The organism is Armatimonadia bacterium (genome assembly GCA_039679385.1).
Taxonomy (GTDB): Bacteria; Armatimonadota; Zipacnadia; order Zipacnadales; family JABUFB01; genus JAJFTQ01.
Window position 1 is genome coordinate 1 of the sequence record JBDKVB010000039.1, and the last position, 12812, is coordinate 12812.

Consider the following 12812-nt stretch of genomic DNA (forward strand, 5'->3'; position numbering starts at 1 on the left):
TCCTTCACGCACTCGAAGGGAGTGGTGCCCTTCGGCTTGCCAATCACCCGGTACTCGGGGCAGACCGCGATCATGCCCAGCTTCGCCATATGATCGGCGAAGGCGTAGAGCTTCCGTGGCTCACCACCTGCCCAGCCGCCACCGTAGAAGGCCACGAAGGTCGGTCTCTGCTCGCCCGGCTTGAGGCCCTCGGGTTCGAAGATATGGAGAGTGAGCTCGCGCCCGGCAACGCGCTTGAACACGATCTTCCTCGTGGGTTCGAGCGCTCTGCCGATTTCGACAGCGTATTGCACGGGCGCAGTCTGGGTGTTCTGGGCTGTCGCTGTGGCCGCCATCGAGAGCATCATCACCCCGCCGACAAGCACCTGGAGGATTCGCATCGCAATCACCTGACGGCTTCACTCTCCGTCCCTGTGTGAGCTGTCCGCCGTCTCCTCGGTTCTTCGCGCGTGTCGCCGCTGATACCTTTCGACGCCTCTTGTGCCCGCCTTGCAGGCAGGCCGAGGAGCCGTCAGTGGGGAACTGTCCAGCCAGTTGCCCCGCGCCTGGACTCCGCAAAGAGGTGACGTGCGCATGAGACGACTGGCCGCCTCCGTGCTGATTCTGCTGTCCTTCCTCACCTGCTCCGCTTTCGCCGCCAGTGAGCGTCCTACCCATCTGCGCTGCGAATACCAGACCAACCCGCTGACCCTCGACACGCTTCAGCCGCGTCTGAGTTGGTGGGTCTCCGACACCCGCCGCGGCGCAGCCCAGACCGCCTACGAGATTCGCGTCGCCTCTAGCCTGCAGGCCCTCAGCACAGATTCTGCCGACGTCTGGGACAGCGGACAGATCAGCTCCCGCCAGTCGCAGAACGTGCTCTATACCGGCCCGGCGCTGCAGCCCGGACACGAGTACTTCTGGATGGTTCGCACCTGGGACCAGCTGAGCGCACCTTCCGCGTGGTCTGAGCCGGCCTCCTATCGCGTCGGGCTCCTCAGCCCCGGCGACTGGAAGGCTCGGTGGATCGAGGTACAGCGGCCCGAGCGGGTGATCTCGGCCTGGCAGCAGGGAAGCTGGATCTGGCACCCGCAGCGTCGCGTCGATGGGGCCACCATCTACCTGCGTCGCACCTTCCAGTTGCCTGCGGGCAAGACCCTCAAGAGCGCTCGGGTCCACTGCTCCGCCGACGACTCCTTTGCCCTCTTCCTCAACGGCAAGCGCGTGGGTGCCGGCGACAACTGGGAGAAGACCTACGATTTTGATTTGGCCTCTGTGCTGCAGGCCGGGCCGAACGTCCTCGCCGCCACAGCGACCAACGGCTCGGGCGCCTGTGGCCTCCTGTGCAGTCTCCGCGTGGAGTTCACCGACGGTACCCTTCAGTGGGTCACCGGCGACGCCTCCTGGAAGACCGCTGCCCAGGAGACAGCCGGCTGGTCTGGCTTGGGCTTTGCCGATTCAGCCTGGACCCCGGTCGTCGTCCTCGGGCCCTACGGGATGGAGCCCTGGGGCGCCGGTGGTTCAGGCACGACCGCACCTCTGCGCTCCTGCCTGATGCGCAAGGAGTTCCAGTTGCCTTCCGCTCCCGTGCGGGCCCTGGTGAGCGTGTCCGGTCTTGGTGCCTACGAGCTCCGCCTCAACGGGCGCAAGGTCGGCAACGACCTCCTCACTCCCGGCTGGACCAGCTTTGCGAAGCGCGTTCCCTACCAGGTCTATGATGTGACCGGGCAACTGCGCCAGGGCAGCAACGCCCTCGGGGCTGTCCTGGGCAATGGCTGGTGGAAGGGGCGCATCCTCGGCGGGCGGGGCCAACGTGATCGCGACTCCCTGCGGCTGCTGGTTCAGCTCGACCTGGTCTTCGCCGATGGCTCGACCGGTTCAGTGGTTACTGATGACTCCTGGAGCGTGGCTCCGAGCCCAGTCTACGCCGACGACCTCTACGACGGCGAGTCCTTCGATGCTCGCCTCGATCCGCAGGGCTGGGACTTGCCTGGATACAAGGACTCCGGCTGGGCCGCCGTTGCCTACTCCGACCAGCCCATGACCACGCTGGTGCCCGAGGCCAAGGAAGCGATCCAGCCCATCCAGGACCTTCCCGCGATCAGTGTCCGCGAGGTCACGCCCGGCGTGTTTATCTTCGACTTCGGCCAGAACCTCACCGGCTGGTGCCGTCTCAAGGTTCAGGGACCCGCGGGCACGAAGGTCGTCCTCCGTCACGGCGAGGTCCTCAATCCGGACGGGACCCTGTATACCGCGAATCTGCGCAGCGCCAGGGCCACCGACACCTACCTCCTCCGCGGAGGTGGGGAAGAGGTCTGGGAGCCGCGCTTCACCTACCATGGTTTCCGCTATGCCGAGGTGACCGGCTTCCCCGGTCGCCCTTCACCCGACACTCTCACGGCTCGCATGATCTGCTCGAACTCCCCGCAGACCGGGCGCTTCGAGTGCTCCAACCAGGTCGTGAACGACTTCCAGCACGCGATCCTCTGGGGGCAGCGCGGCAATATGTGGGCGGTTCCGACCGACTGCCCACAGCGCGATGAGCGGCTTGGCTGGACCGGCGATGCCCAGATGTTCGCCAACACCTCCTGCTGGAATCTCGACATGAACCGCTTCTACACCAAGTGGCTGCGGGATATCCGCGACAGCCAGGGCGACGACGGCGCCGTCCGCGACGTGAATCCCGGTGGTGGAGGGCCGGCTGCCCCTGCCTGGGGCGACGCCTGCATCATCGTCCCGTACCAGACCTTCCGTCACTATGGCGACCTGCGAATCCTGCAGGAAAACTGGGACTGTATGACCCGCTGGGTCGACTACATGACCAACCACCTGACTGACGGCCTGTACGAGCGCGACGGTTACGGGGACTGGATCGCCGTCGTGGGTTCACCGAAGAAGCCCATCAGCGCAGGCTACTACTACTACGACTGCGTGCTGCTCTCCGAGATGGCGAAGGCCCTGGGCAAGACCGCCGACGCGGACAAGTACGCCCAGATGGCGGCCAAGACCCGCGACCTCTTCAATGCCCGCTACTTCGACCCCGCTACCAGCAAGTACCCAGGTGGCACACAGACCTCCTACGCACTGCCGCTGTTCTTCGGACTGGTGCCGGAGGATCGTCAGGCTGCTGTGGCCGCCAATCTGGCCCAGGACGTGCTCAAGCGCGGCATACACCTCTCCACAGGCTTCCTGGGCACCGGCTACCTGAACCCGGTGCTGTCCACCAACGGCTACCACGCCCTCGCCTGGGAGCTGGCCAAGCAGACCACCTACCCCTCCTGGGGCTACATGGTCAAGCAGGGCGCGACGACCGTCTGGGAGCTGTGGAACAGCGACAAGGCCGGACCGGGGATGAACTCGCGCAACCACTTCTGTCTCGGCGCGGTCGGCGAGTGGTATTACGAATCCCTCGCAGGGATCGGCCCCGAGCAGCCCGGTTTTCGCACCCTTCGCATCGCTCCTCAGCCCGTCGGCGACCTCACCTGGGTCAAGGCCAGCCTGGACTGCCCCTATGGAACTGTGGTGAGCAACTGGAAGCTGGAGGGCGGCGACTTGACGCTTGATGTCACGGTCCCGGCCAACACCTCCGCGCTCGTGACAGTCCCAACCTTCGGCAGGAGCGACATCCCCATCTCCGAGGGCGCGAAGAAGATCGTCCAGGGAAGCCGAAGTGTCGCCACGGTCGAGGGCCTAACCCTTCTGAGCGCTGACGCCGACGGTGTGACCTTCCGAGCCCTTGCCGGGAGCTACCAACTCAGGGCGACCGGCGTCGGAACTCCACCGCCACCGGCCTTCGCACTTCCGCAGCCGCCCAGGCCCCTGTCTGAACTCCATGACGACTTCACCGGGCTCTCGATCGACCCCGCCCGCTGGGAGATCCTCGATCAGGGTCTGGAGAGTGATGCTCCCTCCGGACTTCGCCCCGAGTTGCTCAACGGTGCGCTGCGTGTCTCGGGGACCACGAGCGTCGACTACTGGGCCGGGAAGACCCTGATGTCTCAGGGCGGCTTCACGATCAAGCCGGGCCAGGTCTTGCGGGTGCAGGTAGACCGTCTGAACCTGCGTCCTGACGGCAGTGGTGCTCGCAGCGGTCTGTGGCTGTGGCGTGATTCCGCAAACTGGCTGATGTTCTGCCAGGACACGGAGCGCGGCCACTGGTCGTACAATATGAATGGTCGTCAGGGCACCGGGACGGAGCTGTTGTCCTCTGCCGACCCCGGCTCGCACCGGATGACCATGGTCCATGACGGCGACGCGGTGCAGCTCTATCTCGACGAGAGGCTCCTGGCGAAGGTGCCCGTGTCGTGGCGTGAAGACCTGCGTGTGGGCATCACCACCCAGGCACGCAAGACCGGCGACAGCCTGGAGGCTGCCTACAACAACTTCCACGCGCGCCTCGAAGCGAAGTAGCTGTGGTGCCTCGATTCGCCTTTGGCACGCTGCCAGGTGTGCCCCTGGCTCTCAGTCCTGTCTCGCCACGAGTGCATGCGGGACAGGGGGTGAAGCGCCGTTGCCGTTACCCCCTCGCCGCTGCGTGGAGACGGGGCAGGGGGTGAGGTGCCGTCTGCAAGAGCAACCCGTGCCCGAGCTTGCCTCCGGGTGTACAATTACGCCGACCAGGATCACCGCTAACAGACAAGGCAGGAGTCCCCAGTGACCAACCAGTGCGATCGTGAAAAGCAGCTTGATTCCTTCGATGCGCAGGAGCGCCGTCAGGCCCTGGAGGGGCTTGCGGCACTGAAGCTCCCACCCGCGAAACCCACTGACAACCACAACCTGCACTTCCACTCCTTCTTCTCCTACAACGCCCAGGATTGGTCTCCGTCGCACATCGCCTGGGCAGCCCACCGGGCCGGCCTTTATGCCGCCGGTCTGTGCGATTTCGACGTCCTCGACGGTCTGGAGGAGTTCTACGCCGCCAGCGCGCTTCTCGGCCTGCGTGCAACCGTGAACCTCGAGACCCGCGTGTACCTGCGTGAGTACTCCGAGGTCGAGATCACCTCCCCGGGCGAGCCGGGCGTCACCTACATCATGGGCGCCGGCTTCACGCATCAGCCTGCTCCCGGGTCAGCTCAGGCAGCGGGACTCCAGGCTTACCGTGACGGTGCCGGGGCGCGGAACCTCGCCCTCATCGACCGCATCAACCCACACCTGCCGAGCGCTGCCGTCGACTACGCGACCGACGTTCTCCCGCTGACACCCTCCGGCTCAGCAACGGAGCGCCACATCATCAGAGCCTACGTGAACAAGGCTCGTGCGGCCGCAGGTAGCGACGAGGCGGCCATCGAGTTCTGGGCCGGAATCCTGGGCAAGGACCTGGAGACCGTGAAGGCCGCCTACGGCAAGCCCGCGCTGGAGGAGATGGTCCGTTCCCGACTCGCCAAGAAGGGCGGTCTCGGCTACGTGCAGCCCTCCGTGGACACCTTCCCACCGGCTGATGAGTTCGCCCAGTGGGTCCTGGCCTGCGACGCGATGCCGATGGTCACCTGGCTCGACGGGACCAGCGAGGGCGAGAAGGATGGTCGGGCGATGCTCGAGTGCCTGGCCGCCAAGGGCTGCGCCGCCGTGAACATCATCCCCGACCGCAACTGGAACTACGCCGACGCCGCCGTGAAGGCGACCAAGGTGGCAAACCTGCGGGCCATCGTCGCCGCAGCCGACGACCTCGGGATGCCGCTCAACATCGGCACCGAGATGAACAAGGCCGGGCTGCCCTTTGTCGATGACCTTGGCGGCGGGGTCCTCAGCGAGTTCAAGTCCAGCTTCCTGCGGGGCGCTCGCATCATGGTCGGGCACTGCCTGCTCGCCCGCTACGCAGCACTTCCCTACACGCAGTGCACCGAGCCGGTGGCGGCCAAGAACACGTTCTATGAAGCCGTCGGCGCACTGACTCCGCTGACGGCGGCCAGAGCCGCGCGCCTGACCGACCTCGGACCGGAGAAGGCTCTTGCAGCCTTCCGAGACTTCGCCGCACGTGGTGACTGGACCCAATCCTAACCGAAACCGCCACCCTTGGAGGCGCATCAACGTGAGCACGATTCTTGTTACCGGCGCGAGTGGTCTGATCGGGAACGCCCTGGCGCGATCACTATCGGCAAAGCACCAGGTGCTCTGCATGAGCCGCCAAAGTCCCGGCCCCGGACTCACCTGGATCCGCGGTGAGTTCAGCGCCTTTGAGGACCTTCGTCACCTCGACAAGTATGCCATCGACGCCGTCGTGCATCTTGCCGCCGTCACCGGAGGCTGCCTGGAGCGCGACGGAATCCTGGTCAACGTAGAGGGCACGCGCTGCCTGATGCGGTACCTCATGGACCGTGGATGCCGCAAGTTCGTCGCGGCCAGTTCGACCGCCGCAGTGGGCTTCCAGAGCACGAAGTTCCGGCCGCTGGAGTTGCCCATGTCCGACGAACATCCCTGCCTGGACCGCGACGGCTACGGTATCTCGAAGTTCCTGATGGAGCAGGTCTGCAAGTACTACCAGCGCCAGAACGAAGACATCGACGTCATCAACTTCCGCCTCTCCACGGTCATCGACGACGAGAAGCTGCCGCCTCTGCGCAAGGTCGGACCGCTGGGACAGTGGGCCGTGGGGAGCATCACCATCATGGCCCTCAGCGATGCCGTCCGTGCCTTCACCCTCGCGGTCGAGTCAGCCCACAAGCCGGGAGTGCGGGTCATGAACGCGACAGGCCCACTCTCCTGGGTAGCCGATCCGGTCGCCGACGTCCTGCGCAACTGGTGGGGTAACGACGTCGACCTATCCTACTTCGAGCAACCCGGACACGAGTTCGACGGCCTCTTCTGCACCGACAAGATCGAGCAGGAACTCGGATTCGTTGCCCAGGTGCTCCCGAAGCGCTAAGACGCTCCACACTTCACCGACCAACCGCGGGGACAGGCCGATACGAGGCTCTGTCCCCGTCTGCGTTCTGAGAGGAAGGGGAGCGCGAGCGGCGAGGCGAACTCAGCCCTCCGGAGCAGTCAGTTCGCCAACACTGGGAGATGGTCTGCACGATGCCGACGCTCTTTGTCAGTCACCGGAGCCAGGTCCAAGTCGCTTCTGCGGGTCTGGCCCTCTGCTTGGGAGTGATTCTCTTGTCCAGTTGCGGAGCCTCGGCACAAGCTGCAACCTACTATGTCGCCACGAGCGGGGCCGATGACCACGACGGCCTCAGTCCTCAGACACCCTGGCAGTCTCTATCACGCGTCAATGCCGCAACGCTCAAGCCGGGCGATCGCGTGTTGTTCCGCCGCGGAGACCATTGGCGTGGGACCCTTCTCCCCGTCAGCGGCAGCGAGGAAGGCGTTGTCACCTACGGCGCCTACGGCGAAGGCCCCAAACCCGCTATCCTTGGCTCTGTCGCCTGCAATCGCCCCGAGGACTGGACGGACCTGGGCAACGATATCTGGTCCGCAGGCGGCAAGATCCAGTCCACGGTAGCGCCACCTCCGGGACCGGCGAAGATGGCCTTGGGATGGGGGCTGCACGTCGAAGGTGGGGCAGAGGCGAAGGGGACGCTGATCCCCGGCAAGACCCCGACCGACCCGGACGTCTACCAGATCTCCTGCACCAAACCCGGCACGGCGGGGAATCAGATCCAGCTCATCACGGCTGGCATCCCCCTTGCCCAGGGCAAGACCTATCGACTGGTTGCACGAGTGCGCTCCTCCATGCCCTTCGCCTTGCAGATGCCGCGTCTCATGGCCGCCGAGTTCCCCTGGACCGGCTACTCCGCCGGCCCGAGCTCAGCGGTCTTCGACGTGGGCCCTGAGCCCGTCACCGTGGTCCAGTACTTCCAGGCCAACACCACCTCCGACAACGCCCGCCTGACCTTCTACCTCGGCGCCACGATCCCGGCCGGTGCCGTGCTCGAGCTGGACTCAATGGCCTTCGAGCCCTGTGACGCCAACGAGATGCCCTCGGACGGCCTCTTCCCGGTGGATGTGGGCAACCTCATCTTCGGCAACGACGAGAGCTGCGGCGTCAAGCGCTGGAAGCTCGCCGACCTGAGGAACCCCGGCGACTACTGGTACAGCGAGCGCGAGCGCAAGCTGTACCTGCGCTCCGAGCAGAACCCGGCGCTGAAGTGGCGTGTCCTCGAGTGTGCCCTCCGTCGGCACACGATCGAGGAGAGCGGCCGGTCCTACGTAACCTACGAGAACCTGGCTCTCAAGTACGCCGGTGCCCACGGGATCGGAGGCGGAAGCACCCACCACATCACGGTGCTCGACTGCGACATCTCCTTCATCGGCGGCGGAGACCAGTATGGGGGCGGGGTCCGCACCGTCCGTTTCGGCAATGGTATTGAGTTCTGGGGCGGCGCCCACGACAACCTCGTAGAGCGCTGCCGCATCTGGGAAGTCTACGACGCAGCGCTGACCAACCAGAACGGCGGCGCCGACGTCAAGGAGTACAACCTGATCTACCGCAACAATGTGATCTACAACTCCGAGTACTCCTTCGAGTACTGGAACCGCCCGGAGACCTCGGAGACGTACAATATCCAGTTCGTGAACAACACCTGCGTAAACGCCGGGCATGGCTGGGGCCATACGCAGCGTCCCGACCCGAGCGGCCGCCAGTTGTGCTTCTACGCCAGTCCGGCGCAGATCCACGACGTCGTCATCAAGAACAACCTCTTCTACGAGTCCGTCACGAACTCGATCTACGCGCCGCAGTGGACCCGCGAGCAGATCGACGCCCTGGCTCTCGACCACAACCTCTGGTATCAAGCCGCCGGCACGATGATGAACCTCAAGGACCATCCCTACACCATGGCCCAGTTCGCTCAGTACCAGCAGGAGTACAAACAGGACGCACACTCCATCGTGGCCGATCCGCTCTTCGTGGACATGGCCGCTCACGATTACCGGCTGCAGCCGGGCTCGCCCTGCATCGATGCCGGCACAGATCTGGGCTGCCCGACCGACATCACAGGCGCCGCGGTTCGGGCTGGCCGCACTCCAGATCTCGGCGCCTACGAGTACGTGGCACGTCCCTAACCCTCGCGTCCATGCCCTCCGGTTTGCACAGTGTACTGCCGGTGCAGGAGCCCCTATCCTGCACCGGTGTCCCCCTTGTTTGCGGTGCCGCAGACTGGGTGACCGAGCCCCTCTGACAATGCCTTACCTGTGCTTACACAGATCACAGGAACATGTCTCTTCGCACAGGAAAGCTTGGTTCGGTAGACATTAAGAGGCCCCAGTGGAGGTATGTGTGGCGCCGAAAAGACAGAGTGACGTCGTGAATCGGCCCGCGGCCTGAATCGTGTGTCAAGCTTTAGCTACCACTTGTTGACAAGTTTGGCACATGTTCCTATGCTTGGTCAGGATAGCTGCCTTCAGGTCTTCAGGCATAAGGGGATGCGCCGCCGGAGGGTCAGGGCACCGGAAGGGAGCGGCATGCCGCTCCAAACGGACCACTCGCTGCCTCGCAGTCCTCATCGATCCCCCTGCATCACAGCACGATCCACCCCACGGTCAGCGAAGGGGCTCAGCAGTTCAGGCAGGACTCTACCGCCCCGAGTCCGTTTGCCCAATCCTCTCCAGACGCCGGCCTTTGGTACTGAGCCCCGTTTCGCAACTCCGCCCACCCGGAGAGCGCCGCCGGAATTGGTCGGCGGCCACGGCGAAGCAGGGGCCCGCGTCCTTCCTAGTCAGCGCCAGTGCTGGGACCCTTCGACATGGCAGAGGAGATACGAACATGGGTGGGGCTAGGGCCGTGGTAGTAAGTGCCGACTCGGCAGTACAGCAGCCCGCGGCTGCCAAACTGGCGGAAGCGGGGATCTCCGTAGTTTCTGCAGTGAGCGGACGTGAGTGCACCGAAATCCTCGAGCGTGAGACCGCCGATCTCGTCGTCCTTGACCTGGCCTTGCCGGATTACCATGGTCTGGACATCTGCCGGAGGATCGTCAACGAGGCCGGATGCGGGGTCATCACCGTCGTGGGGGACTCGGACATTGTCGAGGGGATTGTCAGCCTGGAGTTGGGGGCCGACGATTTTGTCGGAAAGCCGCTCGACGCCCGACTGCTGGCCGCCAAGGCCAGGGCGTTGCTCAGGCGCCTCACACCTACTCCACCGACAACGGCTGAGGAAGACCTGTGGAGCGCAGACGGACTTGAGCTCGACCTGCGGCGACAGTTGGCGCGGGTCGACGGACGCACGGTCAGTCTGGGACCGATCGGGAGTGAGTTGCTGGCCGTCCTGATGCGCGATGCCGGGCGAGTGCACTCCCGCACCGACCTCTGTATGGCCCTTTGGGCCGACGCCACGGATGCGCAGCACCGCCTCACGATGCACATCAATGGCCTGCGCCGCAAGCTCGAGGACGACCCGCATCATCCCACGCGGATCGTGACTGTGCGGGGCATAGGCTACCGCCTGATGGACGGCGAACGGCGGACTGAGTCCCGGTCAATCGAGAGGGAGCGGCCGCAGCACCTCTTCCGCAGGCAGTTTGCGCCCACGGCGCGGAGGTTGGTCGGCCACGCAGGCTGACAACGATCTGGGTGCCGAGTCAGCACGTCCTCGCGAGATCCGGGCGGTGGGTGCGAGGGCATAGCGAGGGACCACCGGGAGGTCTCTCGGGGCTGAAGGGCGCTTTTGGGGCCCGTTGGGTGGGGGGAATTCCCGGTATTCTCCCTTATGCGGGCTCCGGTGGGGTCACGCTCCATGGGCGTGGCCCCACCTGATTCCCACTGGCCTTCGTTGTCGCACTTCCTCAGCTTCCCCGCCTAGAACCGCAGCACCCGGCTATCACCCTTGCTGACCGGGAGCACGAACCTCGGCCCCACGCCTACCTGCTTTCCGTCCAGCGCATCGAACACCGGGCCTGCCTTGCCCACGTCGAGGGTCAGTGGTCCGTCGCTCACCGCATGCAGCGACAGGTGCCCCTCGGCAGCCCACAGCGTCACATCGGTCTCCGCATACAGGTGCACACCCGAGAGCCTCGCGAGTGCCCGCACCAGCTCCGGCGTCAGCATCGGCACGCCCACGAACACATCAAGCCCGGCAGCACTTCGGCGCATCGCCACCGCCGCTGAGCCGTCCGAGTAGGTGGCAAGCACCTCCTCCGGCCTGGCGTCTGTCACAGCGAAGAGCGGCTGGATCGGAACCGTCGGTCCCCACATCGCCGCAAGCCCCAGCTTCTGACCCTCCGCCGTCGCCGTCACTTCGGCAGTAGGCAAGTCCACCAGCCGGTGCCGGAACCCGGTCATCTGCGTCATCGCAGCCACGTCGGCCCGGTCGGGGAGTAGGTACCCCGGTGCCCAGCACCAGACGCGAGTGGTGCCCTGAGCGCGGTTACGCTGCAGGTCGGCTCGTTGCTGCGGCGTCAGCGACCAGGCGGCGAGGAAGAGCTGCAGACGCGCCGGAATCCTCCCGGCAGTGGCATCCACCAGCGCATACTGCCCGTAGGGAGCGCCACAGCGCCCGATGGCTGCCCGCCCCTCATAGATCAGTGGCCTTGCCGCAACCGCCGAGCCGCCGGTCAGATGGCACATGCTGTCCTCGCCGACGATGGCCGCGATGTCCGGTGTGAAGGTCTTCGTCCGCGCAAGCATGGCCTCCTCAACCGGCTTGAGCAGCACCTGCTCCTTCCAGATCTCAGGATCGCTGAACCAGCCCTGGCCGGGCAGGTCCATCCACCAGGTTCCGAAGCCACGCAGTGCGGCCTGGGCTGTGTTGCGAAGCATCAGTTGCTGGGTCTGCTTCAGGTCAACGCGCGTGCCTTCCTGAGCCGCCTCCTGCTGCCGTGGGTCGAGGTAGGTCCGTGTGTCGTCCTCGTTGAGCCACAGGATGCCGGCGCGCTTGACGCTCTCCGCAGCACTCATGCAGGGGCCGCTCTGCGCCCACTGGCGGTCGGTGTAGGAGATCGGCGAGCACAGGATGTCGATGTCCCTGGAGCTCATCACCTTCTCCATCGCGTAGTGCCCGCTGGTCGGCGCTCCGTTGGAGAGGGGTGGAAACTCGAAGTAGTAACCATAGAAGAACACCACCAGCTTCTCGCCACCCGTTCCCTTGCGGCAGGCGGCAGCCATAGCACACACGTGGTCGGCCATCTCCTGCTGCTGGAAGCGTGCAAACTCCACGAGGAGCCGCTCCTTGGCCGGGTCGCGCAGGTAGCCCAGGGGATGGGCACGCCGCTCCTCGGCCGTCGGTGGCTGTGCCGTATCGGCACCGGCGATGCCCCGCTGCTTCAGCCAGTCGCGGAAGGCCGCAATCGTCGCCGGGTCATAGCCGCTTAGCGGGCGCATCCAGGAGTCGGCATAGAACCACTCGCCGGTGTTCTGGCCGCACGGGTGGATACCGGCGAAGTTGTCGGGGAAGGCCTCGCACAGGTGCCGGCACAGCTTCTCAAGCTGCTCGCAGACTGCCTTGCGGGCCTCGCGGTTGGAGACACTGGCGCGGTTCCCCACATGGTCGTCATAGACCATCTGCGCCTCGGGGTGCCGCTGCAGATACCACGAAGGCGGCTCACCCGATACGCGCGGCACAAGCAGCGCCTCCGGGTTCACCGCGAGAACGCCCCGGCAGACTGCATCCACGGGTCCCCAGTCCTGCTCCTGTTCCGGCGGGTACCAGCAGACCGGCGCGCTGAAGGACACCAGGTTCACGCCGGCATCTCGGGCCAGCGCAACCTGCCGGTGGAATAGCCCCGGAGGCCCTCCGAGATGTGACCATACGCCGCCGGTGGTGTCGTACATCGCCGGCGAGATCATCCGTGGCGTGTCACTTCGCGCCCGGAAGCTCACCCGGTAGGCCTGCTTGCCGGTGAGGTTGATGGTCCTGCAGTAGACATGGAAGTCGGGCCAGGCGCCCGTCTTCGGGTTCG

At 65.4% G+C, this 12812-nt stretch carries 7 protein-coding genes; 5 read left to right on the plus strand and 2 right to left on the minus strand.

Annotated features, from left to right (window positions below):
• On the minus strand, positions 1–380 hold a 380-nt coding region (locus tag ABFE16_03830), incomplete at its 3' end, for a hypothetical protein (protein ID MEN6344407.1).
• A gap of 193 nt (positions 381–573) precedes the next feature.
• Here ABFE16_03830 and ABFE16_03835 point away from each other — a divergent pair.
• From ABFE16_03835 to ABFE16_03855, 5 genes are all read left to right on the plus strand, one after another.
• Positions 574–4389: a family 78 glycoside hydrolase catalytic domain gene (locus ABFE16_03835; protein ID MEN6344408.1), complete on the plus strand. Its 3816-nt coding sequence runs from the start codon at positions 574–576 to the stop codon at positions 4387–4389.
• 243 nt (positions 4390–4632) lie between these two features.
• Entirely contained in the window at positions 4633–5976 is a 1344-nt protein-coding gene (locus ABFE16_03840; protein ID MEN6344409.1) for a hypothetical protein, read from the plus strand.
• A 31-nt stretch (positions 5977–6007) separates the two neighbouring features.
• Positions 6008–6841 carry an NAD(P)-dependent oxidoreductase gene (locus tag ABFE16_03845; protein ID MEN6344410.1) on the plus strand — a complete coding sequence of 278 codons (834 nt, stop codon included), beginning with the start codon at positions 6008–6010 and terminating at the stop codon, positions 6839–6841.
• A gap of 233 nt (positions 6842–7074) precedes the next feature.
• Positions 7075–8982, plus strand: a complete 1908-nt coding sequence (locus tag ABFE16_03850) for a choice-of-anchor Q domain-containing protein (GenBank protein MEN6344411.1) — start codon at positions 7075–7077, stop codon at positions 8980–8982.
• 700 nt (positions 8983–9682) lie between these two features.
• Positions 9683–10477: a response regulator transcription factor gene (locus ABFE16_03855; protein MEN6344412.1), complete on the plus strand. Its 795-nt coding sequence runs from the start codon at positions 9683–9685 to the stop codon at positions 10475–10477.
• Between the two features lie 236 nt (positions 10478–10713).
• On the opposite strand, the gene ABFE16_03860 is transcribed toward ABFE16_03855, so the two are convergent.
• On the minus strand, positions 10714–12812 hold a 2099-nt coding region (locus ABFE16_03860; protein MEN6344413.1), incomplete at its 5' end, for a hypothetical protein.

Excerpts from the sequence above, each read along its gene's own strand:
- ABFE16_03855 (MEN6344412.1), top strand. The coding sequence starts at position 9,683 with ATGGGTGGGGCTAGGGCCGTGGTAGTAAGTGCCGACTCGGCAGTACAG.
- ABFE16_03835 (MEN6344408.1), top strand. The coding sequence starts at position 574 with ATGAGACGACTGGCCGCCTCCGTGCTGATTCTGCTGTCCTTCCTCACC.